The organism is Pacificispira sp. HM-600 (assembly GCF_977993705.1).
Genome location: NZ_OZ388079.1, coordinates 3,177,588 through 3,202,972 on the forward strand (window position 1 = coordinate 3,177,588; position 25,385 = coordinate 3,202,972).

General features: G+C 67.9%; 25 protein-coding genes and 1 tRNA gene. 18 read left to right on the forward strand and 8 right to left on the reverse strand.

The window, feature by feature from the left end; genetic code table 11:
• Nucleotide 1: 1 nt before the first annotated feature.
• The 3 genes from ACXZ1E_RS15175 to ACXZ1E_RS15185 all read right to left on the reverse strand — a co-directional run bounded on the left by ACXZ1E_RS15175 (nt 2) and on the right by ACXZ1E_RS15185 (nt 1,565).
• Nucleotides 2-427: an OsmC family peroxiredoxin gene (locus ACXZ1E_RS15175; RefSeq protein WP_458041280.1), complete on the reverse strand. Its 426-nt coding sequence runs from the start codon at nt 425-427 to the stop codon at nt 2-4.
• A gap of 117 nt (nt 428-544) precedes the next feature.
• A complete protein-coding gene (locus ACXZ1E_RS15180) occupies nt 545-1,114 on the reverse strand; it encodes a DUF4395 domain-containing protein (RefSeq protein WP_458041281.1) in 570 nt (189 codons plus the stop codon).
• Nucleotides 1,107-1,565, reverse strand: a complete 459-nt coding sequence (locus tag ACXZ1E_RS15185; RefSeq protein WP_458041282.1) for a TlpA family protein disulfide reductase — start codon at nt 1,563-1,565, stop codon at nt 1,107-1,109. The genes ACXZ1E_RS15180 and ACXZ1E_RS15185 overlap by 8 nt, the downstream gene beginning before the upstream one ends.
• Before the next feature lie 103 nt (nt 1,566-1,668).
• On the opposite strand from ACXZ1E_RS15185, the gene thyX reads away from it, so the two are divergent.
• The 13 genes from thyX to ACXZ1E_RS15250 all read left to right on the forward strand — a co-directional run bounded on the left by thyX (nt 1,669) and on the right by ACXZ1E_RS15250 (nt 13,029).
• Nucleotides 1,669-2,427, forward strand: coding sequence for an FAD-dependent thymidylate synthase (thyX, locus tag ACXZ1E_RS15190; RefSeq protein ID WP_458351990.1), 759 nt, complete (start codon nt 1,669-1,671; stop codon nt 2,425-2,427).
• Nucleotides 2,428-2,446: 19 nt separating this feature from the next.
• A complete protein-coding gene (locus tag ACXZ1E_RS15195) occupies nt 2,447-3,211 on the forward strand; it encodes an SDR family NAD(P)-dependent oxidoreductase (RefSeq protein WP_458041283.1) in 765 nt (254 codons plus the stop codon).
• Between the two features lie 81 nt (nt 3,212-3,292).
• Entirely contained in the window at nt 3,293-4,270 is a 978-nt protein-coding gene (gene dapA, locus ACXZ1E_RS15200; RefSeq protein WP_458041284.1) for a 4-hydroxy-tetrahydrodipicolinate synthase, read from the forward strand.
• Nucleotides 4,271-4,412: 142 nt separating this feature from the next.
• Nucleotides 4,413-6,089: a ribonuclease J gene (locus tag ACXZ1E_RS15205; RefSeq protein WP_458041285.1), complete on the forward strand. Its 1,677-nt coding sequence runs from the start codon at nt 4,413-4,415 to the stop codon at nt 6,087-6,089.
• A 129-nt stretch (nt 6,090-6,218) separates the two neighbouring features.
• A complete protein-coding gene (locus tag ACXZ1E_RS15210) occupies nt 6,219-6,713 on the forward strand; it encodes an N-acetyltransferase family protein (RefSeq protein ID WP_458041286.1) in 495 nt (164 codons plus the stop codon).
• Between the two features lie 76 nt (nt 6,714-6,789).
• The gene (locus ACXZ1E_RS15215) at nt 6,790-9,576 is read left to right on the forward strand and encodes a DNA translocase FtsK (RefSeq protein WP_458041287.1); all 2,787 of its coding nucleotides are present in this window, start codon (nt 6,790-6,792) and stop codon (nt 9,574-9,576) included.
• The gene (gene pgsA / locus ACXZ1E_RS15220) at nt 9,576-10,169 is read left to right on the forward strand and encodes a CDP-diacylglycerol--glycerol-3-phosphate 3-phosphatidyltransferase (protein ID WP_458041288.1); all 594 of its coding nucleotides are present in this window, start codon (nt 9,576-9,578) and stop codon (nt 10,167-10,169) included. The genes ACXZ1E_RS15215 and pgsA overlap by 1 nt, the downstream gene beginning before the upstream one ends.
• Nucleotides 10,166-10,702, forward strand: a complete 537-nt coding sequence (locus tag ACXZ1E_RS15225) for a CinA family protein (RefSeq protein WP_458041289.1) — start codon at nt 10,166-10,168, stop codon at nt 10,700-10,702. Before pgsA ends, ACXZ1E_RS15225 begins: the two co-directional genes overlap by 4 nt.
• 181 nt (nt 10,703-10,883) lie before the next feature.
• Nucleotides 10,884-11,192, forward strand: coding sequence for a helix-turn-helix domain-containing protein (locus tag ACXZ1E_RS15230; RefSeq protein ID WP_036297033.1), 309 nt, complete (start codon nt 10,884-10,886; stop codon nt 11,190-11,192).
• A 6-nt stretch (nt 11,193-11,198) separates the two neighbouring features.
• A complete protein-coding gene (locus tag ACXZ1E_RS15235; protein ID WP_458041290.1) occupies nt 11,199-11,423 on the forward strand; it encodes a DUF3046 domain-containing protein in 225 nt (74 codons plus the stop codon).
• A gap of 65 nt (nt 11,424-11,488) precedes the next feature.
• Nucleotides 11,489-11,562, forward strand: a tRNA-Met gene (locus tag ACXZ1E_RS15240).
• 94 nt (nt 11,563-11,656) lie between these two features.
• The gene (locus ACXZ1E_RS15245; RefSeq protein ID WP_458041291.1) at nt 11,657-12,202 is read left to right on the forward strand and encodes a DUF6328 family protein; all 546 of its coding nucleotides are present in this window, start codon (nt 11,657-11,659) and stop codon (nt 12,200-12,202) included.
• The gene (locus tag ACXZ1E_RS15250) at nt 12,199-13,029 is read left to right on the forward strand and encodes a carbon-nitrogen hydrolase family protein (RefSeq protein ID WP_458041292.1); all 831 of its coding nucleotides are present in this window, start codon (nt 12,199-12,201) and stop codon (nt 13,027-13,029) included. The genes ACXZ1E_RS15245 and ACXZ1E_RS15250 overlap by 4 nt, the downstream gene beginning before the upstream one ends.
• A 9-nt stretch (nt 13,030-13,038) precedes the next feature.
• Here the strand turns inward: ACXZ1E_RS15250 and ACXZ1E_RS15255 are convergent, their stop codons facing one another.
• Nucleotides 13,039-14,241, reverse strand: a complete 1,203-nt coding sequence (locus tag ACXZ1E_RS15255) for an aminotransferase class I/II-fold pyridoxal phosphate-dependent enzyme (RefSeq protein WP_458041293.1) — start codon at nt 14,239-14,241, stop codon at nt 13,039-13,041.
• Nucleotides 14,242-14,384: 143 nt separating this feature from the next.
• On the opposite strand from ACXZ1E_RS15255, the gene ACXZ1E_RS15260 reads away from it, so the two are divergent.
• The 4 genes from ACXZ1E_RS15260 to ACXZ1E_RS15275 all read left to right on the forward strand — a co-directional run bounded on the left by ACXZ1E_RS15260 (nt 14,385) and on the right by ACXZ1E_RS15275 (nt 20,296).
• The gene (locus ACXZ1E_RS15260) at nt 14,385-16,043 is read left to right on the forward strand and encodes a trypsin-like peptidase domain-containing protein (RefSeq protein ID WP_458041294.1); all 1,659 of its coding nucleotides are present in this window, start codon (nt 14,385-14,387) and stop codon (nt 16,041-16,043) included.
• Nucleotides 16,044-16,167: 124 nt separating this feature from the next.
• Nucleotides 16,168-17,442, forward strand: a complete 1,275-nt coding sequence (locus ACXZ1E_RS15265) for a CDP-glycerol glycerophosphotransferase family protein (RefSeq protein ID WP_458041295.1) — start codon at nt 16,168-16,170, stop codon at nt 17,440-17,442.
• Nucleotides 17,439-18,905: a CDP-glycerol glycerophosphotransferase family protein gene (locus ACXZ1E_RS15270; protein ID WP_458041296.1), complete on the forward strand. Its 1,467-nt coding sequence runs from the start codon at nt 17,439-17,441 to the stop codon at nt 18,903-18,905. Before ACXZ1E_RS15265 ends, ACXZ1E_RS15270 begins: the two co-directional genes overlap by 4 nt.
• A gap of 119 nt (nt 18,906-19,024) precedes the next feature.
• Nucleotides 19,025-20,296: a DUF222 domain-containing protein gene (locus ACXZ1E_RS15275; protein WP_458041297.1), complete on the forward strand. Its 1,272-nt coding sequence runs from the start codon at nt 19,025-19,027 to the stop codon at nt 20,294-20,296.
• 79 nt (nt 20,297-20,375) lie between these two features.
• Here the strand turns inward: ACXZ1E_RS15275 and ACXZ1E_RS15280 are convergent, their stop codons facing one another.
• Nucleotides 20,376-21,485 (reverse strand): glycosyltransferase family 2 protein, encoded by a 1,110-nt coding sequence (locus ACXZ1E_RS15280; protein WP_458351991.1) that lies wholly within the window; start codon nt 21,483-21,485, stop codon nt 20,376-20,378.
• A 60-nt stretch (nt 21,486-21,545) separates the two neighbouring features.
• Here ACXZ1E_RS15280 and ACXZ1E_RS15285 point away from each other — a divergent pair, with 60 nt between their 5' ends.
• A complete protein-coding gene (locus tag ACXZ1E_RS15285) occupies nt 21,546-22,817 on the forward strand; it encodes a CDP-glycerol glycerophosphotransferase family protein (RefSeq protein WP_458041298.1) in 1,272 nt (423 codons plus the stop codon).
• 20 nt (nt 22,818-22,837) lie between these two features.
• On the opposite strand, the gene ACXZ1E_RS15290 is transcribed toward ACXZ1E_RS15285, so the two are convergent.
• The 3 genes from ACXZ1E_RS15290 to ACXZ1E_RS15300 form a co-directional block, all read right to left on the reverse strand.
• Nucleotides 22,838-23,161: a hypothetical protein gene (locus ACXZ1E_RS15290; protein WP_458041299.1), complete on the reverse strand. Its 324-nt coding sequence runs from the start codon at nt 23,159-23,161 to the stop codon at nt 22,838-22,840.
• A 112-nt stretch (nt 23,162-23,273) separates the two neighbouring features.
• On the reverse strand, nt 23,274-24,257 hold the full coding sequence (locus tag ACXZ1E_RS15295) for a hypothetical protein (protein WP_458041300.1): 984 nt from the start codon (nt 24,255-24,257) through the stop codon (nt 23,274-23,276).
• A 49-nt stretch (nt 24,258-24,306) separates the two neighbouring features.
• Nucleotides 24,307-24,999 carry a phosphocholine cytidylyltransferase family protein gene (locus tag ACXZ1E_RS15300; protein ID WP_458041301.1) on the reverse strand — a complete coding sequence of 231 codons (693 nt, stop codon included), beginning with the start codon at nt 24,997-24,999 and terminating at the stop codon, nt 24,307-24,309.
• Nucleotides 25,000-25,385 lie beyond the last annotated feature (386 nt).

A 25,385-nucleotide genomic window follows, 5' to 3' on the forward strand; every position in this document is an offset into this window, starting at 1 on the left:
CTCAGGCGAGCGTCGCCTCGAGCGTGATCTCGATGCCCGCAAGAGCCTGCGAGACGGGGCAGTCCGTCTTCGCGTCCTGTGCGATCTTGGCGAAGTCTTCAGCGCTGAGGCCAGGTACGACCGCGTTGACGTTCAGGTGACTGCCCGTGATTCCGGTGCCCGGCACGAAGGTGACGGATGCCGTGGTGTCTACGCTCTCGGGCGGGGTGCCGTTCTCGCTCAGTGCGTGCGAGAGCGCCATGCTGAAGCAGGACGAGTGGGCAGCGGCGATGAGTTCTTCGGGCGTCGTGACGGAACCGGATCCCTCGGAACGAGCCTTCCAGTTGACATCGAACGTGCCGGCGTGGGAGGTGTCGAGGGCGACCGTGCCCGAGCCGCCCATCAGGCTGCCCTTCCAGGCTGTGCTGGCTTCGCTCGTCACGCTCATGAGAGTCCTCCGGGTTGGTTGTGCCGCTGCATCGTCGGCACGGATCGCCGACGACCTGTCTTCGGTCAGCCTAATCCGGGCCGCGGACGTGCGCGACGTAACGCCGCTGATTCCATCTCAGACGGCGGGACGCGCGCGTCCGACGAGGCCCGCACGCTGGAGGACGAGATACAGCTGGCAGCCGAGGCACAGTCCGAAGACGGCATTCAGGAATGCCGCGACGAACGCCGCGGCGGCGGAGATCGGCAGCGCCCACGGCACGCCGGTGAGGTGCAGAATGAGACCAATCGTCACGACGAACAGTCCGACGCCCTGCGCAAAGCGGGGCGGGCGAGGATCCTCGAGTTCGGTGGGCGGCTTCAGGCGCGGACGGATGACTCGACGGAACAGCACGCCCCAGGGCGCCGTGCGCGGAGAGGCGACGCCCCACACGAACAGCAGCGCAATCACGAGAATCAGCAGGAAGGCCGGATCGAGTACGCGCTGGGCGAGGGATGCGCGAGCTACATCCCATCCGCTGCCGGCGAGCGAATTCTCACCTGCGACGAACCCGAAATCGGTGCTCCGTGTGGTCGACAGCCCGGTCAATCCGAGCAGCACCGCGACGGCGAGCAGAACAGTGGTGATCGACGCCGCGAACCGCGGGCCGCGCGGGTCGATGCCGGCTGGCACGGCACGGTCAGACACGTTCGGCCTCGGGCTTCGATTGCGGCTCGACCCCGGTCAGCCGCGCGAGCTCCATCTCGATGACGTCGCGGCGCGGTACACCGCCGAAGCGCGTCTGCACGACGCCGGCGCGATCCAGGATGAGTGTGGTCGGGGTCTGCAGAACGTGGAAGTGCTTGGCGATATCGGGACGATTGGTCAGGTCGACGTCCAGGTGGCGGACCCCGGGGCGCGCGTCCGCGACGGCCGAGAGAGTGCGGTGAACGCCCGGGCAGCGTGAGCACATATCGGTGCTGAACTGCAGAAGCGTGGCGACGTCGCCGAGTCCGTCGGCGCCGATTCGGGCGGGCTCAACCACCTCGTGCGCGACGTGATGGTGGGCGCGACCCTGGTTCCAGCGCACCACAATGCCCGCGACAACGGTGACCGTCAGCAAGACGGCCAGTCCGATCAGGGCTTCAACGAGAGTCACAGCAACCCAGGATAGGCGCGCCAGCTATGGTCGGTCGCTTCCCGACCGATTTTGACGGCGACGCCGTAACAATCGGTCGCACGCTCGCGGGTAGTCTGGGCGCGTGACCGATGCCGCTACCTCCGCCGAGTCGACCGTTCCCCCCGTCGAGTTTCGCTCCGACATGACCGTCGAGCTCGTGCGCTCGAGCGCCTCCGACAGTGACGTGTTGTTCGCCGCCCGTGTCTCGACGATGGGCGAGCAGACGCTCGAAGAGGCCGCTTCGGGGGCGGACGCATCCGCTCGTGATCGCGGCCTGATCAACTACCTGATGCGCGACCGCCACGGTTCGCCGTTCGAACACAACTCGATGACGTTCTACGTGCAGGCGCCGATCTTCGTGTTCCGCGAGTTCATGCGGCACCGCATCGCCTCGTACAACGAAGAATCGGGCCGCTACCGCGAGCTCCGTCCCGTCTTCTACGTCCCCGCTGCAGACCGCCGGCTGATCCAGGTCGGCAAGCCGGGTGCATACGAGTTCCTCGAGGGGACCCCCGAACAGACCGAGCTGACGGACGCCGTTACGCGCGAAGCATCCGTCCACGCGTTCGAGGCGTACCAGCGGATGCTCGACGCCGGCGTTGCCCGCGAGGTCGCCCGAATCGTGCTTCCGCTGAACATCTATTCTTCGATGTACGTCACGATGAACGCCCGCGCCCTGATGAACTTCCTGTCGCTGCGCACCAAGCGTGAGGGCACGCACTTCCCCTCTTTCCCACAGCGTGAGATCGAGATGGTGGCGGAAAAGATGGAGCACATCTGGACCGAACTCATGCCGTTCACGCACGCGTCGTTCAACGGCAACGGACGAGTCGCGCCCTAAGGCGTCGGGAACGCGCCCCATGGCCAAGACCGCGCTCATCACGGGTGCCAGCTCGGGACTCGGCACCGAATACGCCCGCCAACTGGCGGCGCGCGGCGCGGACCTCGTGCTCGTCGCCCGCGATCGTGCGGAGCTCGAGCGCCTCGGTGCCGAGCTCGTCCGCGACCACGGCATCTCGTACGAGGTGCTCGCCGTCGACCTCACCAAGCCTCGCCAGCTCCAGAAGGTGACCGATCGCCTCGCCGACGTGGCGCGCCCGATCGAGATGCTCGTCAACAACGCCGGGTTCGGGTTGGATCTGGCTTTCGAGAGCAACGACATCGAAGATGAGGCGCGGCACCTGGCGCTGCACGTCGAGGTGCCGATGCGACTGATGCGGGCGGTGCTGCCCGGCATGCTCGAGCGGGGCAGCGGGCGGATCGTCAACATCGCTTCGGTGGCCGGGTTCATTCCGCTTTCGACCTATGGCGCCTGCAAAGGCTGGCTGATCAGTTTCAGTCGATGGGCGAACGGCCGGTACGCACCGCGCGGGGTGACCGTCACGGCTGTCTGCCCGGGGTTCACGCACACGGGCTTCCACGAGCGGATGGGTCTCGCACCCGGTAACGAAGGTGTGCCCGCCGCGCTCTGGCTCGACGCATCCGACGTCGTCGCGGAATCCCTCCGCGATATCGCCCGCGGCAAGGCTGTCTCGGTGCCGTCGCTGCGGTACAAGGCACTCGTGGCTCTGACCCGTTTGGTGCCGCCAAACGTCGCCGCGCGGGTGGGGGAGAGCGGCCGCTGATCATGCGTTCGTTGCCCCCGACGTCTCCGCGGTCGGCACGGGTGAGGGTCCACCGCACCGCGGCCCGATAGCCTAGGAACCATGACGCACACCGCCAATCCGTTCGGTCAGGTGCTGGTCGCGCTCGTCACTCCGATGACGGCCGACGGCGAGGTCGATTGGCCCGCTGTCGAAAAGCACATCGACGACGTCATCACGGCGGGTGCGGACGGCATCGTCGTCACGGGCACGACGGGTGAGACGAGCACGCTGACGGATGCCGAGAAGCTCCGTCTCGTCGAGGTCGGCAAGGACGTCTCGGCCGGTCGAGCCAAGATCATCACGGGTGGCGGCTCGAACGAGACGGCCCACGCGATCGGGCTCTATAAGGCGAGCGAGAAGGCCGGCGCCGACGGCATCATGATCGTCACGCCGTACTACAACAAGCCCACGCAGGCCGGCATCCTGACGCACTTCCGCCTCGTTGCCGACGCCACGGACCTGCCCGTCATCCTGTACGACATCCCGGGCCGCACGGGCGTCGAGATCAAGTACGAGACGATCCTTCGGCTCGCGAAGCACCCGAACATCCTGGCCGTGAAGGATGCCAAGGGCGACTTCAGTGAGGTCAGCCGGGTGCTCAACCAGACCGATCTGATGTACTTCTCGGGCGACGACGCCAACGTGCTGCCGCACCTGGCGATCGGTGCCGCCGGCATGATCGGCGTGACGGCGAACATCACTGCGACCCCGTACCGGACGATCGTGGATGCCGTGAACCGTGGCGACCTCGCCGCCGCTACGGCGGCGCACAAGCAGCTCGAGCCCCTTGTCCGTGCCGTCATGACGCACGTACCGGGTACGGTCGCGGCGAAGTACATCCTGCACGGCCTCGGCCGCATCGGCAGCCCGCGCGTGCGCCTGCCGCTCGTCGGGCCCGAAGAGTGGGAAGCCGCAACGATCGAGGACGAGCTGGCTCTCGTCCGCGACGTCGCCGGCGCTGACTTCTCGAACTTCCGCCCCGACCGAAACGCGGCCGCGGGCGGCGCGCTTCCCAAGATCCACGGCACCACTCGATAAAGCTCGCTCGTCTCTCACCCAGGCGAACTCTCACACCAAAGCCCGAACGGGCGCCAGATAGCCAAAGCCGCGGACCCTCTATCGGGCCGCGCACACCACAACAACACACGACCGGATGCCTCGCTGCATCCATGGAGGCAGCATGCCCACCAACGTTTACGATCCGCCCGCGCTCGCCGCCGGCACCCTCCGCGTCTTCCCCCTGGGCGGTCTCGGCGAGATCGGTCGCAACATGACCGTCTTCGAGTACGAGGGCAAGCTGCTCATCGTCGACTGCGGCGTGCTCTTCCCCGAAGAGCACCAGCCAGGCGTCGACCTGATCTTGCCTGACTTCGAGCCGATCAAGTCCCGCCTCGACGACATCGTCGGCCTCGTCCTGACGCACGGTCACGAAGACCACATCGGCGCGGTGCCGTACCTGCTGAAGCTCAAGAGCGACATCCCCATCATCGGTTCGGGGCTGACGCTCGCGCTCATCGAGGCGAAGCTCAAAGAGCACCGCATCCGGCCGTACAGCCTCACGGTGCGCGAGGGCGACCGCGAGAAGGTCGGCCCGTTCGACCTCGAGTTCATCGCCGTGAACCACTCGATTCCGGATGCCCTCGCCGTGGCGATCCGTACCCCCGCGGGCCTCGTGCTCGCGACCGGCGACTTCAAGATGGACCAGCTGCCGCTCGATGGGCGCCTGACCGACCTCCGTGCGTTCTCGCGCCTGGGCGAAGAGGGCGTCGACCTGTTCTTGGTGGATTCGACCAACGCGGATGTCCCGGGTTTCACCCCGCTCGAAAGCTCGATCGGTCCGGTGCTCGATCAGGTGATCGCCAAGGCTCCGCGCCGCGTGGTCGTGGCCAGCTTCTCGAGTCACGTGCACCGCGTGCAGCAGGTGCTGGATGCGGCGGCCGCCAATGGCCGCCGAGTGGCATTCCTCGGGCGCAGCATGGTGCGAAACATGACAATCGCGGCGGACCTCGGGTACCTGCGCGTACCGCCGGGCGTGCTCATCGACTACAAGAAGGCCCGCGACCTGCCCGACGACAAGATCGTCTACATGTCGACCGGTTCGCAGGGCGAGCCGATGGCCGTGCTCAGCCGCATGGCGAACCTCGACCACGACATCGAGCCCGGCCCGGGTGACACCGTCATCCTCGCCTCGAGCCTGATTCCGGGCAACGAGAACGCGGTCTACCGTGTGATCGATGGGCTCACCAAGCTCGGCGCCAACGTCGTCCACAAGGGCAATGCCAAGGTGCACGTCTCGGGCCACGCGGCGGCGGGGGAGTTGCTCTACTGCTACAACATCCTCCAGCCCAAGAACGTCCTGCCGATCCACGGCGAGTACCGTCACCTGACCGCCAATGCGCGTATCGCCCACTCGAGCGGCGTTCCCGTTGAGCGCACGTTCCTGGCCGAGAACGGCACGGTCATCGATCTGCGTGACGGCGTCGCATCCGTCGTCGGTCAGCTCGACATCGGCTTCGTCTACGTCGACGGTTCGACCGTGGGCGAGATCACGGATGCGGACCTCAAGGATCGGCGCATCCTCGGCGAAGAGGGGTTCATCTCGGTGATCGTCGTCGTCGATGCCGCCACCGGCAAGATCATCACCGGCCCCGAGATCCATGCGCGTGGCTTCGCCGAAGACGACAAGGTGTTCGACAGCGTCAAGCCGAAGATCGCCGCGGCGCTCGAGGAGGCCGCGCAGTCGGGTGTACGCGACACGCATGCGCTCGCGCAGATCGTCCGCCGCACGATCGGTCGCTGGGTGAGCCAGTCGCTGCGTCGCCGGCCGATGATCGTGCCGCTCGTCATCGAGGCGTAGCCCGCGCGCGATCGCACGGAGACAGGCAACCGCACCCAGGCAGGCAATCACCCGGAGACAGGCAGATCCCACGCAGATCTGCCTGTCTTCGTGTATTCGCCTGTTCTCGTGCGCCGCTACACTCGCCGCATGCCCGCCTCGTTCACCACACGACCCGCCGCCCAGGCGGATGGCGGGTTCTTGGCGGACATGGTTGTCGAAGCGGTCAATTGGCGCGCGGGGGGCGCGCGGCCGCGGCACCAGATTCTGTCCACGCCCGAGCACGGCCGGTTCGTCGCGGGATGGATGCGTCCGAGCGACGCCGGGTTCGTCGCGCTCGACCCGCAGGGATCACCCATCGGTGCCGCCTGGTACCGGATGCTTCCCCGTACCGACCCCGCGTTCGCCCATGTCGGCACGGGAGTTCCCGAGATGATCATCGGGGTCCGGCCGATCTGGCGGGCGCACGGCGTGGGGCGGGCGCTGCTCAAGCAGCTCACGACCCATGCGGCGCAGGCCGGGTTCGCTCGCCTCAGCCTGAACGTCGAGCGCGGCAACTTCGCCGCCGTGTTCTATCGCTCAGAGGGCTTCGCCGTGACGCAACCCGGGGTCGGCCGAGACACCATGGTCAAGCGCCTGCGGTGAGTTCGGGCTGAGACCGGGCTGAAGCGGAGCCGCGTCGCTGCGCCCGAACGTCGCACGTCAGTCGTACCGTGGGGGAATGGCCAGGAGCACCAGCCCGACCAAGAGCGGCCGCGCGCCCGCCAAGGGCACCACGACGCGCGCGCGGAAGCCCGCGCCCGCACCCAAGCGGTACGACGACGAGCCCGAACGTCCACCCGTGATCGCTCGTGCCTGGATGGGCCTCGCCCACGGGGTGGGTGGGGTGTTCCGCGCTTTCGGCCCAGAGACTCTCGAGAAGGATCAGCGGCGCGACGGCTTCCCGTTCTTGCTCGTGCTGTTGGCGATCGCCGGCGGTGTCATCGAATGGTTCTTCATCGGCAACGACGTCGCGGGGACGATCTCGGACTACACCGTCGGAGGCATGCTCGGTCGACTGAGTTTCGTCCTCCCGGTGATGATTCTCTTGCTGGCCGGATGGCTCTTCCGCCACCCCTCGAGCGTGCACGACAACGGTCGGATCGGTATCGGCTTCGGCATGCTCATCCTGACGGGCGCGGGCTTTTGCCACCTGGCCGGCGACAGGCCGGTGCCGAGCTCGGGGCTGCCCGTGCTGAGTGCATCCGGCGGTCTGTTCGGCTGGATGGTCGCCGAACCGTTGGCGCTCCTGACGCCCATCGGCGCCTGGATCGTGCTGGTCCTCGTCGCGATCCTGAGTGTCCTGATCATCACCAAGACCCCGCCGAACCGCATCGGTTCGCGGCTGGGCGATCTCTACGCGTGGATGTTCGGTGAGCACGCGCGGCCCGAGGGTGCCGCCAAGGATCAGGGCCAGGCCCAGGATCAGGCGGAGCCCGAAGATCCGGCGACCCCGTGGTGGCGACGCAACAAGACCGGCCGCGAGGAGGACCCCGAGGGTGGGCTGAGTTCGCAGGACCTCACGGAGTTGCTCACGCCCGGTTCGAGCCACGGCGGTTTCGAACAGGCCATCGCCACGGTGCCGCCGGTTCCGCCCGCCCCGGTATTCTCGCCCGACGCGCTGACCGAGGTCATCGACCCGAACCTGCTCGCCGATGCCGAACGCGCGGCCGCGGCCGCGCGGCAGCACGGGACGTCGATCCATGGCACATCCATTCACGACGACGCCACCGAAGCGGTCGATGACGGCGTGCTGCCCGGACTGTCCGGCCTCGGAACAGACGGCGCGCTCGCGGGAAACCGCCCGGCGAACCCCTATCGCCTGCCGTCCGTCAGCGCTCTCGCCGCAGGAACCCCCGCCAAGGCGCGCTCGGCCGCGAACGACGAGGTCGTGCGTTCGCTCACCGAGGTGCTGCGTCAGTTCGGCGTGGATGCGCGGGTCACGGGCTTCTCGCGCGGTCCGACAGTCACGCAGTACGAGATCGAGCTCGGCCCGGGCGTCAAGGTCGAGCGCATCACGGCGCTGACCAACAACATCGCGTACGCCGTGGCATCCAACGAGGTCCGCATCCTCGCCCCGATTCCCGGCAAGAGCGCGATCGGCGTCGAGATTCCGAACGCCGACCGCGAGATCGTGACCCTCGGCGACGTGCTGCGCTCGGGCAACGCGCAGCAGTCGACGCATCCCATGACGATCGGTGTGGGTAAGGATGTCGGTGGCGGATTCGTCGTCGCCAACCTCGCCAAGATGCCCCACCTCTTGGTGGCGGGGTCGACGGGTTCGGGTAAGTCGAGCTTCGTGAACTCGATGATCACGAGCCTGCTGATGCGCGCGAAGCCGTCCGAGGTGCGCATGGTGCTGATCGACCCGAAGCGCGTCGAGCTGACGTCGTACGCCGGCGTGCCGCACCTGATCACGCCCATCATCACAAACCCGAAGAAGGCCGCCGAGGCGCTGCAATGGGTCGTGAAAGAGATGGACATGCGGTACGACGACCTCGCGTCGTTCGGCTTCCGTCACATCGACGACTTCAACAAGGCCGTCGTCGCCAACGAGATCCAGCTCCCCGCGGGCAGCGAGCGCGTGCTCAAGCCGTATCCGTACCTGCTGGTCGTCGTCGATGAGCTCGCCGACCTGATGATGGTCGCTCCGCGCGACGTCGAGGATTCGATCGTCCGTATCACGCAGCTCGCCCGTGCCTCGGGCATCCACCTCGTCCTGGCCACCCAGCGCCCGAGCGTCGACGTCGTCACCGGTCTGATCAAGGCCAACGTGCCCTCGCGTCTGGCGTTCGCCGTGACGAGCGTCACCGACTCCCGAGTCATTCTCGACCAGCCCGGCGCCGACCGCCTCATCGGTCAGGGCGACGGACTGTTCCTGCCGATGGGCGCTTCGAAGGCGATCCGTGTGCAAGGCGCGTGGGTCAGCGAGCGCGAGATCGAGACGGTCGTGGCGTACGTGACCGGACAGGCGCGACCGGAATACCGATCGGATGTCGCGGCCGTGGCCGAGAAGAAAGAGATCGATGCCGACATCGGCGACGATCTCGAGCTGCTGCTTGCGGCCGCGGAACTGATCGTCTCGACCCAGTTCGGGTCGACCTCGATGCTCCAGCGCAAGCTCCGTGTCGGGTTCGCCAAGGCCGGGCGCCTGATGGACCTGCTCGAGGCGCGCGAGATCGTCGGTCCCTCGGAGGGCTCGAAGGCTCGTGACGTTCTCGTGACCGCCGAACAGTTGCCCGAGGTGCTGGGCATGCTGCGCGGCGACGTGGCCCCGGCTGCACCCGCGGCACCGGCGGCGCCCGCTGCCCCCGCCGCGGCTCCGGCTCCGGCGGCGGGGTACGTGGCGGACACGCGCTACGGTACCGACGCGGTCGCCGACTCTCTCGCTGCCCAGTACGACGGCCTGCCGGTCGTTGACGCTGAGGACAACGACGAGGACGCCTGGGGCCTGACGGGGCGCGACTGATGGCCGTTCCCCGGCAGCTTCCGAACGCGATCACGATCGCGCGGATCCTCTGTGCTCCCGTTTTTCTGTGGATGCTCCTTGCCGATGGTGGCGCGGATGGCCCGCTGCGCTGGTGGGCCGCGGTGCTGTTCATTGTCGCGATCGCGACGGACGGGATCGACGGGTACATCGCGCGGCGCTACAAGATCGTCACCGACCTGGGCAAGCTGCTCGACCCGATCGCCGACAAGGTGCTTACGGGATTCGCCTTCATCGGGCTGTCGATCCTGGCCGAACTCCCGTGGTGGATCACGGTCGTCGTGCTGATCCGCGAGGTCGGGATCACCGTCCATCGGCTGGTCGTCGCGAGTGACCATGTCGTCGCGGCTGCGTGGATGGGCAAGCTCAAGACCGTCGCGCAGGCCGTCGCCCTGTCGCTCGCCCTGCTGCCGCTGGCGACGGTCGTGGGGGACTGGATCGTCTGGGTGAACATCGTGACGATGTGGGTCGCCGTCATCCTCACCATCGCGAGCGGGATCGACTACGTCGTGACCGAGATCCGCGGCTCCCGTCGTTCGCGGACCGCTCGCCGCCCGCACACAGACCCGTCATGACCGACGAGGCGCTGCCCCCGGGGGAGTGGCGCGCGTATGCAGAAGCGGGTGATGCCGCCGTGGATGCGGTGGGTGCGCTCGAGAGCTTGCGCCACCGCGGCTGGACTCTCGGCATCGCGGAGTCGCTCACGGGCGGGATGCTCGCGGCGGCGCTCATCGCGGTGCCCGGAGCGTCCGCCACGGTCGTCGGCGGCATCGTCGCGTACGCCACCCCGCTCAAGCACTCGCTCTTGGGAGTGGACGGGGCGCTGCTGGCCGAGCACGGGGCCGTGCACCCCGAGGTGGCCCGGCAGATGGCAGAGGGCGTCCGTCGTGCCGTGGCGGTCGAGGGGCGTGGCGCGGACGTCGGGATCTCGACGACAGGCATCGCGGGTCCCGACTCGCCCGACGGGCAGCCGGTCGGTACGGTGCACATCGGCGTGAGCACCCCGACAGAGTCGCGGGTCCTTTCGCTGCGACTCGAGGGTGACCGGGGTGCGATTCGTGCGGAGACGGTCCGCTACGCGTTGCGCGCGCTCCTCACTTCCGTATGAGGGCTGCCCTATGAGGAGATGCCGTATGAGGGACGCGACCCGGGAATACCTCGTGTTTCGTCTCCGTTACATTCGGTGATTCCCAGCCTCTGCATAGCGCAGGGCATTAGATTGGCACCATTCGGTGTTGTAAAGTGGCCCACCCGGTGGGGCACAGCGAGGACAGTGAGGAGGGGGCATCATGATCCTGGTTCGTCAAGAGATCGGGGACGTCCTTCGGGACTTCCGTCTGCAGAAGGGTCAGACCCTCCGTCAGGTCGCCGGCAAGGCAAGCGTTGCGCTCGGCTACCTCAGCGAGGTCGAGCGTGGTCAGAAGGAAGCTTCGAGCGAGATCCTCGCTTCTGTGGCTGAGGCGCTCGATGTGCCCATTTCGACCATCATGCGCGAGGTCGGCGATCGCATCTCGGTGATGGAAGGCCTCCAGACCTTCCCGGATGTTGTTCCCGACGACCTCGTCGCGTCGGTCGACGCCGAGCTGTCGCTGCGCTGACCCCGGATGCGTCGAAGCGAATTCGAACGCGCCGTCGAGGATGAGTTCGGCGCCGCCTACGGTGCCGTCGTCACGGCCGATCTCAGCCTGGACGCACTCGGTGGTCGCACGGCTGCTGTTGCGATTGCCGCCGGTGTTGACCCCCGCGAGGTGTGGGTCGCTCTGTGTGCGGCGACGGATGTCCCACCCGAACGCCGCTACGGAGTCGGGCGGCTCGAGCCCCGGTCCTGATATCGCGGCCACACTCGTCTCGATTCGACCGCCCCTTGAGGTCGTGCTAGGCTTGTTTCTTGTGCCGCGGGGTGGAGCAGCTCGGTAGCTCGCTGGGCTCATAACCCAGAGGTCGTAGGTTCAAATCCTGCCCCCGCAACAAAAAGAAGGTCCCGGAAACCGTTCAGGCATCCGGGACCTTCTGCTTTCCCCACCGGGTTGCCGCATACCGAGTCGCACGTCAGGATGGGAAAATGGTCGATGCCGAAGGGATTGCGCATGGCGCGCGACACAACGCATCCGACGATCCTGATCCGGCAGAGAGCGCCCAAGACGGGCGACACGAGACTCCGTCGGAGCGCTACGACCGCAACTGGATCGAGGTGCTGCAGGAACTTCGGGTTCTGCAGACCGGCACCCAGATCCTCACCGGCTTTCTGCTCGCCCTGGCGTTCCAGCCGGCGTTCGCCGACCTCGACGAGGGCCAACGCGCGTTCTACCTGTTTCTGGTCGTTGCGTCTGCGTTGAGCGCCATCATCGCGCTCGCGCCCGTCGCGCTGCACCGGTTTCTCTTCCGCCGACGCGAAAAGGAGCTCATCGTCACCTACGGCCACGCGGCGCTCATCACCGCGCTCGCAACGGTGTCGATCCTGCTGGTCGGAGTGGTCGCCTTTGTTTTTGATGTCGTGCTGGCTCGTGACGCGGCGCTGATCGCGGGAGTGTCGCTCGCGGCGCTGATCGTGGTGTTGTGGGTCGTGGTGCCACTTGTCTGGCGCACCCGCGGGGAGGAGCGGTCATGACTGCACGGGACCGAGGCGCGAGCCCGGGGGCGGCCGTGGGAGTCGCTGTGGCGCAGTTCGCACCGACAGCCTCTCGCGCCGTGAACCTCGAATCCATCGCGGAACTCGTCGAGCGGGCTGTGGCCCGCGGTGCGCGGCTCGTGCTGTTTCCCGAGTATTCGAGCTATTTCGTCGACCCTTTTGACGAGTCGCTCGCTGCCAACGCCGAAACGCTCGACGGGACCTTTGTGGCCGGGCTCGTGGCGCTTGCCGACCTGCACGATATCTGCATCGTCGCGGGCATGGTCGAGCGGGCCGAGGACAACAAACGCGTGCGCAACACGGTTGTTGCCGTCGATGGCGGGGGAGTGCTTGCTACCTACCGCAAGCTCCACCTGTATGACGCGTTCGGCCAGCGCGAGTCCGACTGGGTCGAGGCGGGCGAGATCACCGAACCCCAGACGTTCGAGTGTGCCGGGATGCGGTTCGCCCTGCAGACCTGTTATGACCTGCGGTTCCCCGAGGTGACACGGCTGCTGGCGGACGCCGCAGCCGATGTGGTGCTCGTGCCGGCCGAGTGGGTCCGCGGTCCGCTCAAGGAGTATCACTGGCAGACGTTGCTCCGGGCCCGAGCCATCGAGAACACGCTCTACGTGGCGGCGGCGGATCATCCGCCGCCCCTCGGAGTCGGACACAGCGCCGTCATCGATCCGCAGGGTGTCGAGATCGCGGCCCTGGGAACGGGGACGGACGTCGTGGTGGGTTTCGTGGAGCGCGCAGCCGTCGAGCGCGTGCGACGAACGAACCCGGCGCTGGCGCTCCGTCGTTTCCGCGTCGAGCCGCGGTAATCGCCCCTCTCAGCGGGCGAGTGCGGCGAGACGCCCGGCGGCCTCCTCGAGCACCTCGACACGCTTGCACGCCGCGAAGCGGACGAGCGTCGCGTACTCCGCACGGTGCTCCGTGGTGACGAAGGCCGAGACGGGAACGCCGACGACCCCGGCCAGCTGGGGCAGCTGACGGCAGAACTCCGTGGCATCCGTGATTCCCAGCGGTGCGGCATCCGCCACTGTGAAGTACGAGCCGCGCGGTTCGGATACGACAAAATCCGCCGCGCGCAGACCCGCGCCCAGGATGTCCCGCTTGCGCGCCAGTGCCGAGGCGATGCCCTCGAAGAAGGAGTCGTGCAGGCGCAAACCGGTCGCGATGGCCGGTTGGAACGGCGTCCCGTTCGAATACGTCAGGTACTGCTTGACCGTGTTGACGGCCGTGATGAGCGTCGCGGGGCCGGTGGCCCAGCCGATCTTCCACCCCGTCGTGGAGAAGGTCTTGCCGGCCGACGAGATCGTGAGGGTTCGGTCCCAGCCGCCGGGCAACGTCGCCAACGGCACGTGCGCCACACCGAACGTCAGGTGCTCGTAGACCTCGTCGGCGACGATGATGGCGTCGTGCCGCTCTGCGAGCTCGATGATGCGCTGAAGCACCGGTGTCTCGAAGACAGCGCCGGTCGGATTGTGGGGGTTGTTCGCCAGGATGACCCGGGTGCGATCGGTGACCGCGCGCTCGAGCGCATCGAGGTCGGGTTGAAAGTCGGGCCAGCGGAGAGGAACCGTCACGAGCCGGGCGCCCGCGAGGGCGACGCAGGCGGCGTAGGAGTCGTAGTACGGCTCGAACACCACGATCTCGTCGTCGGGGGAGTCCACGACGGCGAGAAGCGTGGCCGCGATTGCCTCGGTCGCCCCGGCTGTGACGAGAACGTGCGCGTCGGGGTCCAACCGGAGTCCGTAGAAGCGCTGCTGGTGTTCACTGATCGCCAGACGCAGATCGGGGATGCCTCGACCGGGCGCGTACTGGTTGGCCCCCTGCGCGATGGCCTCGCGGGCGGCGTCCAGCACCTCCAGGGGTCCGTCCTCGTCCGGAAAACCCTGGCCGAGATTGATCGCGCCGGTACTCATCGCAAGCGCGGTCATCTCGGCGAAGATCGTCGGCGAGACCGACCCGTCCGGACCGAGCAAACCGGCCCCCGCGGCGGTGCGCTTCCATGCGCCCGTGGGCTCAGACATCCACGCCTCCTGATGCGGCGCCTAGGCGGTCGCCGCGCTCCAGGCTAAGGCAGCCCGTACGCATAGTCGACATGCGGTGGCGTCATATGCAACGCACAGGATCCGAGAGCACAGTGAAGGAGATGTGAACGAAGGAGCACCCGATGACCGACACTCAGGGCACCAGCCCCACCGATGACGAGGCCCGGCTGAACGGCGACGCAACGCCGGCCAGCGAGCACGCAGCAACCGTGCCCGATGCGCCGACCGTGCCCGCCGCAGCGCTGACGGACAGCGCGGCGCCCGCGCCGAGCTCAGCGCCGACGTACGATACCCCGGCTGCGAACAGCGCGGCACCCGCACAGGGCGCGGTGCCCCCGCACACTCCGCCCGCGGCTTCGGCGCACAACGGTTACCCGCCCGCCCCGCCGCTGCCCGGGGCACAACAGCCCTACAGCTCGGTTGCGCCCGCGGCTCCGGCCTACGCTGGCGCCCCCTCGGGTGGACAGGCCTTCGGTCCCGCGGCCACCGCTGCCTACGGTGCACACGCGACGGGCACCCAGCCGACGCTGCCATTCGATCCGGGCCCTGTGGGTGCCGCGCCGCGCCCCCCGCAGAAGAAGTCCGCTGCGGGCCGTGTTGCGGGACTGATCGTCGCCGCGGCGTTGGTCGGCGGTGCCGCCGGCCTCGGAGGCGCGTACGTGGGTACGCAGCTCTGGGCTGCCCCCTCGACCACGGTCGTGCAGAGCGGGTCGACCGTCACGGTCAACAACCCGGACAAGGTCAACGCCACGACGGCGATCGCCGCGAAGGTGACTCCGAGCGTCGTCACGATCGAGGTCTCGGGAGGTGGGTCGGGTGGCAGCGGTTCCGGTGTCGTCTTGAGCGAGGACGGATACGTCGCAACGAACACCCACGTCGTGACGCTCGACGGCGCGACGGGTACCCCGGCGATCCGCGTGACGACCTCGGACGGCAAGATCTATGACGCCGAGATCGTCGGAACGGATCCCACCTACGACCTCGCCGTGATCAAGCTCGAGGATGCCTCGGGCCTGACCCCGATCGAGTTCGCCGACTCGTCCGAGCTGAACGTCGGCGACCAGACGGTCGCGATCGGCGCCCCGCTCGGCCTGTCCAACACCGTCACAACCGGAATCGTGAGCGCTCTGAATCGCAGCATCTCGATCGCCTCGTCCGCTGTGCCGGAACCGCGTGGTGGCGGGGACGAGGACGAGGATGCGCCGGAGCAGGGTCCCGGTCAGGGCCCGTTCCAGTTCGACATTCCGGGACAGCGCGAGCAGAGCCGTCCCTCGGCGGGAACCATCAGCATCGCCGTCATCCAGACCGACGCGGCGATCAACCCAGGTAATTCGGGTGGCGCTCTGGTCGACGGTGACGGCAAGCTGATCGGCATCAACGTCGCGATCGCGAGCGCGGGTTCATCGTCCGGCACGGCCGGTTCGATCGGTGTGGGCTTCTCGATCCCGTCGAACGTCGTCCAGCGCGTCACCGACGAGATCATCGCGGATGGGTCCGCGACACACGGTTTGCTCGGCGCCTCGGTGGTCGCATCGAGCTCTGTGGAAGACGCAACCATCTCGGGCGCGTACATCCAAGAGATCTCGCGAGGCGGCGCGGCGGAAGCGGCTGGCATCCGCAAGGGCGACATCGTCACCGCATTCAACGGGGTGCCGATCACCGACTCGATCGACCTGACCGCTCAGGTCCGGGCGGCCGCGGCGGGAAGCGACGCAACCGTCACGTTCGTCCGTGACGGAAAAACGCAGAGCGTGGATGTCACCCTGGGGGCGCTCGGCTAAAGCCCTCCCAGCTCCACAGGCGACGCCCCCGGCACCCTCATTCGTGAAGAGGTGCCGGGGGCGTCGCCTGTGTTCCGCCCGTCGGATGACCCCACCGGGTAGGCTCGCGTGCGGAAAGGGGATCGTGGCGTCCTTCTCATTCGGTGCGGGCAATGCGGCCAAGCTCGCTCGCATCCCGCTGTATGCGGTCGGTCGTCTCGCCACCCTCGTTATTCCCCGCTCGCGCGACGAATGGGTCTTCGGCTGTGGTGCGGGGATCGGTGATGGGGCTCTCGCCCTGTGGCAGCGGGTTGCCGCCGACGCTCACCCGGCCCTCTGGCTCACCGGGTCCGACACGGAAGCGGCGGATGCCTCGGCCCTCGGCATTCCGCACATCCCACGGACGTCGTGGCGCGGTTTCTGGCGCACGGCGCGTGCACGGGTGCTCGTCGTGACCCACGGGTTCGGCGACGTCAACCGGTACGCGGTCTCGGGTGCGTTCGTCGCGCAGCTCTGGCACGGTATACCGCTGAAGCGGATCGGGCTCGACTCTCCGGAGACGCTCCGCAGCAGCATCCTGCCGCGTTCGCGACTGCTGCGCCGCGTGCTGGGCGCAATGTACCGGTGGGCGGCTCGCCAGATCGACCTGCTGCCGGCGGCCTCGCCGCTCGTGCGCGGGCGACTCGAGTCCGCATTCGGGCTGCCTGATGCCCGCGTTCCGGTCACAGGCGAGCCGCGTGTCGACGTGCTGTCGACGGGAACGCCAGATGAGCGTCGTGAGCGGGCTCGTGCCGTGCTCGCACATGCGGGCCTGCCCCCTCTCGGCGATTCCCGGCTCGTGCTGTACGCCCCGACGTGGCGCGATGGCGAACCCGACCCCGCAATCCCGACGCCCGCGCAATGGCGCGGCCTCATCGATGTGCTCCAGGCGCGTAATGCCGTGCTGCTGGTGCGCTCGCACCCGCTGGGCGCCGGCGACTACGAGCCGCCGTTCGCGACCGACCGCGTGCTTCCGCTCGGCAGCTCACGGCTCCGGGATGCAACCCCCGCTCTTCCGGCCCTGAGCGCGCTGATCACGGACTATTCGTCCATGGCCTTCGATGCCTCGCTCGTGCCGCTCCCGGTGCTGTTTCTCGCGCCCGATGTCAATGCGTACGCCCGCCGGCGCGGCTTCTACGGGCGTTTTTCGGATGTCGCGGGCACCGATGCGGGGGTGAACTGGGATGACACCGTCGCTCAGCTGGACGCGCTGCTCGGCGATCCGGGTGTCCGTGAGGAGCGGATCGCTCGCGCCGAAGAACTCAGCGCGAGGGTCCACAGCTACCGGGACGGCGAGAACACCGCGCGGGTGTACCGTGCGATCCTGAACGGGGCTCAGCTGCGAGGCCGAGTCCCCGAGCACCGAAAGAGCACCGCATGACCTCCGCACGTTTCGACAGTGACGGCACCGAAGAACTCGTGCTGCAGGGGAGCGGGCCGCGTCCCGATACGGTCTGGCTCGACGGCCCCCGGGCGCGCGTAGACGCCGTCGTGACAGGCGGCGGGAAGACCTGGAAGGCACGCCTGCCGCTCGCAGCTTCTCGGTGGGGTGGTCCGAAATTGCCCCTGCCCAGCGGCTCATACACGATCCGTGTTCGGACGACGGCGAACGCCGCAGACGAGGCTCTCGTCACCGATTCACTGCCCCTCAGCATCCTCGACGGCCTGCGCGCGACGCTCGAGGGTGAGCACGCCACGCTCGTCATCGGGCCCCCCGTCGATCCGGCGTACGACTCCGGAGCTGGTCAGGACGCACTCGCGCGACGCTACGTCGGTCGCACCTCTCCGCTCGAGAACGCCGTCTTCTTCGAGAGTTTCTATGGCCGTTCTGCGAGCTGCAACCCCCTCGCGATCGATCGCGAACTCGCGCGCGTGGCGCCCGCGGTCACCCGATACTGGAGTGTCGTAGACCTCTCGATCGCGGTTCCCGAGGGCGCGATCGCTGTCGTCGAGGGAAGCCCCGAGTGGTGGCGGGCGCGCGGCTCGGCTCGGCTGCTCGTCGTGAACGACTGGCTTCGTCGGGCCTACGCGCGGCGGCCGGGTCAGCATGTGCTGCAGACGTGGCACGGCACACCGCTCAAGCGACTGGCTCTGCATCGCCCGGGCTTCGACCCGCGGCGGGCCGTGGCCGTCGTGCGGGAATCGCGGCGGTGGAACGTCCTTCTCGCGGCGAACCCGTACAGCGAGAACATCCTTCGCAAGGCGTACGCCTTCCTCACCCGTCCGGTGTGGGTCGAGGGCTATCCCCGCAACGATGTCCTCACGACGGGAGATGGGGCGGCGGTGCGGGCGCAGCTCGGAATCGCAGCGGACGAGCGGGTGCTGCTGTACGCGCCCACGTGGCGCGACGACCGTGACCTCATCGTCGACTTCTTCGACCCGGCCGAGCTTGCGCGCCGGACCGGGTCGGTGGTTCTGGTGCGGGGCCATTCGCGGACGCTCCCGGCGGGGCGGGATGCCGCTGGCGCGCGGGTCATCGACGTGACGCGATATCCGGATGTCTCGCGGTTGTTGCTTGCGGCGGATGCGCTGATCACGGACTACTCGTCGATGATGTTCGACTTCGCCGTGACGGGCAAGCCGATGCACTTCTTCGTCCCCGATCTCGAGCACTACCGCGGCGAGCTGCGGGGCTTCTACTTCGATCTCGAGGCGCACGCGCCGGGGCCGGTCGTCCGCACTCTCGACGATCTCGTGGACGCGATCGAGGACCCGGCGACGCAGACGACCTACGGCCCCCGGTACGACGCCTGGCGGCGGAAGTTCTCCGCTCGCGAGGACGGTCGGGCGGCGGAGCGGGTTGTGGCTCGCATCCTCGATCAGGGCTTCGTCGATCGCGGCTGAGAGCGCGATAGTCCTCGTCATCGTTCGTGTGAAGGCTCTCATCTTTTCGGCGTGGTTTTGGCGTGATTTGGGGGCTTTTCGGGGCGTGGGTGTCGGTGGTGGCCCGTAGAGTTTCGAACATGCATTCGATGGTTCGTGGGGTTGACGCCAAAGCTCGGGACTTCGCAGACCGGTGCGCTGAGGCGATGCGTGTGGCCGAGCAAGGACAGGCCGCACTGGCCCGCATTTTCGCGGAGGCAGCCGCGGAGGGGATGCACCGGGTCGCGGAACTCGCCTCGCCCTCGTCGCGTGAGGCGGAACTGCCTTTTCGTTCATTGGCGGCGGAACTGGGGGCCGCGACGAACATGTCCGACCGGACGGTGCAACGCCGCATGAACGATGCCGCGGTGCTGGAGGAGTCGTTCCCAGCCACGTTCGACGCGTGGGATGAAGGACGGGTCAGCGGCGGGCATGTCGCGGTGATCATGGAACACGGCCTACCACTCACGGATCCTGACGCGCGGGCCGTGTTCGAACGTGAAGCGCTGGTCCGGGCTGAAGGGACAACGCCGGGACGCCTCGGGGCGTCGCTCGCGCGGCTTGCGGAGTCCCTGCAGCCGCGCCCGCTCGCGGAACGGCACCAAGAGGCGCGCGCGTCGCGAGGTGCGTGTGTTCGGGACATCGGGGATGGGATGGCGGAGTTCAGCACCATCCAACCCGCCGTCCTCGCGCACGCGATGCACGACCGGATCACGCAGCAGGCCCAGGCGATCAAGAACGCCGACCCCACGGATGTGCGGACCCTGGATCAGATCCGCGCCGACCTCGTCGCTGACATGCTCCTCACCACCACACCCGACGCGCAGACCGGTGCGGGAATGTCGGACGGGTTCGGTGGACTCGGGTCGATCCAAGCGATCGTGAACGTCACCATCCCCGCCCTCGCGTTGGCGGGCGTCACGGATGAGCCCGCCGACCTGGTCGGGCGGTGCCCGATCGACCCGGCTACGGCCCGCCAGCTCGCAGGGCACGCGGCCGGGTGGGATCGGGTCCTCGCCGACCCGATCACGGGATGTGCTCTCGCGGTGGACCGATATACCCCGTCGGCGGATATGAAACGGTTCCTCCGGGCTCGGGATCAACACTGCCGATTCCCCGGATGCCGACAACCCGCCCACCGGTGCGATCGAGACCACACCCTCGACTACGCCCTCGGCGGCGCCACGGATGTGTGCAACCTCGCCTGCCTCTGCAAACGACACCACACCCTCAAAGGCGAAACGGCGTGGACCGTCCGACAACTCGGCGGCGGAATCCTCGAATGGACCTCACCCGGCGGCCATGTCTACATCGACAAACCACCGCCCGCGCTGGTCATCTTCACGCCCTCTTCAGACCCACCGCCGTTCTGAGACACCGCGGTCACTCAGACTGCGGTCGCTGAGCCGTCGGCCACTGAGCTTGTCGAAGTGACCCGCTGTGACCCACGCCCTACGGCAGTGGGGTGTTGCGGTCGCCGAGACGCGACGTGTCGACCGTCTCGTGTGCGCCACGAATCAACCCGACGATGAAGCCCGTGCCCCACGCCAGGTGCATCGTGGGCAGCACCGCGAGAGTCCAGAGTTTGTCGCGCCATCCGGTTCCGCCACCGCGTCCCGCGGCGACCGCGACGATCAGCACAGCGTAGGCGGCGACCGGCAGATAGACGACGGATGCAACGAGCGCCGGCCATCCGCTGATCACGCCCGTCACCTGCAGAACAGCGAGGACGATGCTGAGGGCGACGTCCACGACGAGCGCGGGAGGTGCGAAGAATCTCAGTGAGTTGCGCCGACCGTAGCGACGGACCAACTCCCCGCGCCAGGTTCCCGTGGCGCGGAACTGGCGAGCCAGTCGCACCCAGCTCTCGCGGGGCCAGTACGTCACGGAGAGCGTCGGATCGAACCAGACGCGGTAACCGGCTGCCCGGATGCGCAGGTTGAGCTCCCAATCCTCACCGCGTCGGATGCTCTCATCGAACAGCCCGACCTCGTCGAGCACCGAGCGTCGAAGCACCCCGAGATAGGCCGATTCGGCCTCACCCTCGCGGGTACCACCGTGGTAGGCGCCACCGCCGAGGCCGATGGGGGAGTTGTAGGCGCGCGCGACCGCCCGCTGGAACGGGGTGCGCCCGGAGGCGTGCATGACGCCGCCGACGTTCGCGGCGCGCGTACGTTCGAGGGTCTGCAGGGCGAGACGCGTGTAGTCGGGCGCGAGCTCGGAGTGCGCATCGACGCGCACGATCGTCGGCAGCGTGCTCGCACGAATCGCGGCGTTCAACCCGATCGGGATATCGGCGGCGGGGTTGTCGACGAGGGTGATGCGCGGCTCTCGATCCGCGAGCTCATGGGCGAACTCGGTCGTGCCGTCGGTCGAGGGCCCCAGGGCGAGCACCAGCTCGGTCGGGCCGGCCACGTCCTGATCCAGAACGGTCTGCACGGCCCGCTCGAGGTAGCGACGTTCGTTGAGCACCGGCATCACGAACGACACTCCGGAACCGGGCGCAACGATCGGTGCGTCCCGATCCGTCGTCGCGTCCGTCCCGCGTTCCTCCTGATGCACCCGTCGATCATGTCACGAGGCTCGCCGTGGACCCGAGTGGGCGCTGGGTAGGCTGATCGGATGAGTCTTGTGTCGGATGGCCGCAAACTCGCCACGTTGGCGCGGCGAGCCCTCACGAACCGCACTGCTCACCGAGGCGTGCTGCAAGAACTCGAGAACCGCCCACCGCACCCCCCGCGGCACTTCCGAATCGCCGTCTACTTCGCCGACGGCGACGTGAACATGTACCAGATCAGGCAGTGGTACCGGCCGCTCGCCGAGCTAGCCAGTACCTGGCCGGTCGTGGTGCTCTCGCGCTCGGCCACGGGAGCGCGGGCGATACTGGCCGACGGCGTGCTTCCGGTGGCGTACGTGCCCTCGGTACGGAGCCTCGAGGAGTTCGTCGCGACGCAGGACATCCGCATCGTCCTGTACGTCAACCAAAACACCCGCAACTTTCAGATGTTCCGCTACGGGCATCGCTGGCACGTCTTCATCAATCATGGTGAGTCCGACAAGATGTACATGACGACCAACCAGTTCAAGGCGTACGACTTCGCCTTCATCGCTGGGACCGCGGCGCGTGAGCGGCTGTCGCGGGTGCTGTGGGACTACGACTTCGATCGTCGGGCCATCCCGATCGGGCGCCCGCAGGCGGACTACTACTCGGGTGAGCTGCCGTACACGCCGGATGAGCGCACCGTTGTACTGTATGCCCCCACCTGGGAGGGCGACCGGCCCTCGGCGCACTACGGGTCCATCCGCACCCACGGCGAGCGGCTCGTTACCGAGTTGCTCGTGACGGGTCGGCATCGCGTCATCTACCGGCCGCATCCCCGCAGCGGCGTGATCGACCCCGAGTACGGTGCAGCGAACGCACGCATCATCGCCGCGATTTCCGCGGCCAACGCGCGGGATGCATCGGCGCACCACGTCTACGACGATAGGCCGGAGCTCGGCTGGCAGCTGTCTGCGGCAGACATCGCGGTGGTCGACATCTCGGCGATGGTCTACGACCGGCTGGCCGCGGGCCGCCCACTGCTGGTCACGAAGCCGGGCGACCCCGAGGCATCCGTCGACACAGGCGGATACCTCGCCGCGTGCGAGTGGCTCGATGCCGAAGCTCCGACGGGCTTCGTCGCAGAACTCGAGCGCGTCACGGATGATGCCGAGGTCGCTGCGCGCCTCGGTTACTGGGTGGAGCACTACTTCGGCGACGTTCGCCCGGGCGCTCCGACCGCGACATTCCGGGCCGCGATCGAGCGCCTCATGAACGACTGGGACACCTGGCACGCGCGCTCCGTCGCCGCGGGCGACCCCGAAGAAATCGACGAGGCCGAGTTCGACGCCTGATCCGCGCCATCGGCGCCGACTCATGGCGCGTACCGCCAGACGTACTCGCTCCCATCGTCCGGCCGGAACCAGGCCACGGTGATGACGCAATCTTCGGGATCGACCGCGCACAGGCAGAGCTCCGCGCTCTCGCCCGGCATCATTCCTCCCCACAGGTGCGTCTCGACGCGTTTGGTTCCGCCGTGATCGGCTCCGACGTGGACGAAGACCCGCACGACATCGAGCGGTGTCGCGCCGACGTTCGAGACAAGACTGTGGCTGTCGTGCAGGCGCTCGACGTGCCAGGGGACGGGGTACGCGCGATCTCGTGAACGGTCGCCACGAGGGACCAGGGGTGTGAGCATGCGAGGCACGCTAGGGTCGAGCGCGGACAGCGCGGGGCCGAATCGGGCCGCTCTGACGACCGTCGGTGGAAAGCCTGCCGCACGGGTCGCGGGGGAGGACGGATGCGGGGGCTTACGCCTGCTCGTCGGTTGCCGTATCGGCGTCCGACTTCTTCTCGTCGAGGGCCTTGTTCTTCGGTCGGGGAATGATCCGGCCGACAGTGCCCGCTACTTTGCGCCCCGCGGACCCGGCACCGTGAGCCGCACTGCCGACAGCTCCACCCACGACGCCTGCGATCGTGCCACCGAGCCGCGATGCTCCCGCCATCGTGGAGTGCTCCACGCGCCGGGCTCCGGGACGGGGCTCGAGGTCGGCGGGCAGTTCGAGCGGCGGGGCGCCGAACGCCCGACGCGAGCCGACCAGAACGCGACGGCCCAGGATGTTGTTGCCCGCGCCGCCGACGGCAGCGCCGATACCGAAGGGCAGTGCCTTGCCGACCCACGACGCACCGGCCTTGGCTGCGAACTGGTGTACGAAGACCGTCTTCAGGCGATCGACGAGGGGACCGACGGCGGCGCGTGGGAGGGTCTTCGTGACCATCTCACCCCAGTAGGCGGGGCGAGCCGTGCCCTCGCCCGCGGCTTGACCCGCGAGTTGGGCGACGAGGTCGACCCCCTCCTTGCCGAGCATGAGCGTCAGGACCAGCGCACGGGCGCGGTCAGGGTCCTCGATGGCGATGCCGTGGACCTCGGCGACGGACTGCGCGAAGAGCGTCGTCGATTCGAGGAATCCGATCGTCTCGACTCCCGACAGTGCAAGTGTGACACCGGTCCCGATGCCGGGCACGACAGCGGTCGCACCGACGGCAGCGCCGCCTGTTGTGACGGCCGCGAGATAGCGTCGCTCGAGCATACGAACGATATCCGCGGTCACGGCATCCGGGTGCCGGAGTCGGATGCTGCGGATGTGGGCCACGACGAGCGGACGCTGGATCGCGAGCGCACGGTCGAGAGCACGAACGATGCGCGGATGCTCCTCCGAACCCACGGGCGGAAGGCCCCCCTGCCAGGGGGCCTCGTCGGACAGGGAGTGGATCCTGTGTACCTTGTCGGCCATCCTCGCGAGCCTATCCGCGAGGGCTGAGGACGGGCTGGAAGAGTCCGGCTCAGACGAACAGGTTGGCTCGCTCGAGGTCCTCGGCGAAGTCCACCTCGACGGCGTACAGGTCCGAGATGTCGAGGGGCTCGACGAGCAGCGCGTTCTCGATGATCGCCAGCTCGAGGCCACGCTCGAAGTAGTCCTGGTCGTCGACCCGGCCGAGCTGGTGCGTGAACGCCTTCTTGTCTGCGGCGGAGATGTAGTTGATGCCCACGGCCTCGCCGATGCCGCCACGAACCGTCTTCGACAGTTCGTTGATGTAGCCCTCGGCGGTGACGGTGTACTTGACTTCTTCGTCGCTGACCTTGGCGGTGTTGACCGAGACGAAGGACTGCCCGCGTTCGATGAAGTCGATCGCGCGGCCGAGAACGCGGGGGTCGAAGACGACGTCGCCGTTCATCCACAGGACGCCATCGCGACCGGTCTTCTCGAGGGCGCGCAGCAGCGACTTGGACGTGTTCGTCTGGTCGTACCGATCGTTGTAGACGTAGTCGACGTCCGGGAAGGCCTCGACGATGGTCTCGGCGCGGTAACCGACAACCGTCGTGATGCGGGCGTCATCGCCAAACGCGCTGTAGACGTTGTCGTGCTGCTGACGCATGATCGACCGGCCATCGCTCAGCTCTGTGAGCGGTTTGGGCAGGGCGCGACCGAGTCGCGAGCCCATACCGGCTGCGAGGATAACTATTTGTAGGCTCATGATGCTCCAGAAGTTCGTGTGCGTTCACCATCAATTCAGATACGCGACACGCCTTTGTGCTCCTGTCATGCTACAGATCGACCCTGGGAAGCAGCAGGGGCGGATCGCCGTCGTTGTCCTTTCGTGACACGAATGACCGTTGGCTGTGAATGCCCGGCACGTCCCCCGGGTCTGGGTCCAGATGGTTGATACGTTGGGTCGGTGACCGCTCCCACGCCTGACCCGCGGGATCCTTCCGACAAGGCAGCGACTTCCCCCGCCGAGCCTCAGCGAGCCCCCAAGGTCCCGCCGCGTCCGCGTGCACCCCGTGCGCCGCGGCCCCCTGCGCCGCCCGCCGACTCGACGCCGGCAGGCGACAAACAGACAGACGCTGAATCGCAGAAGGT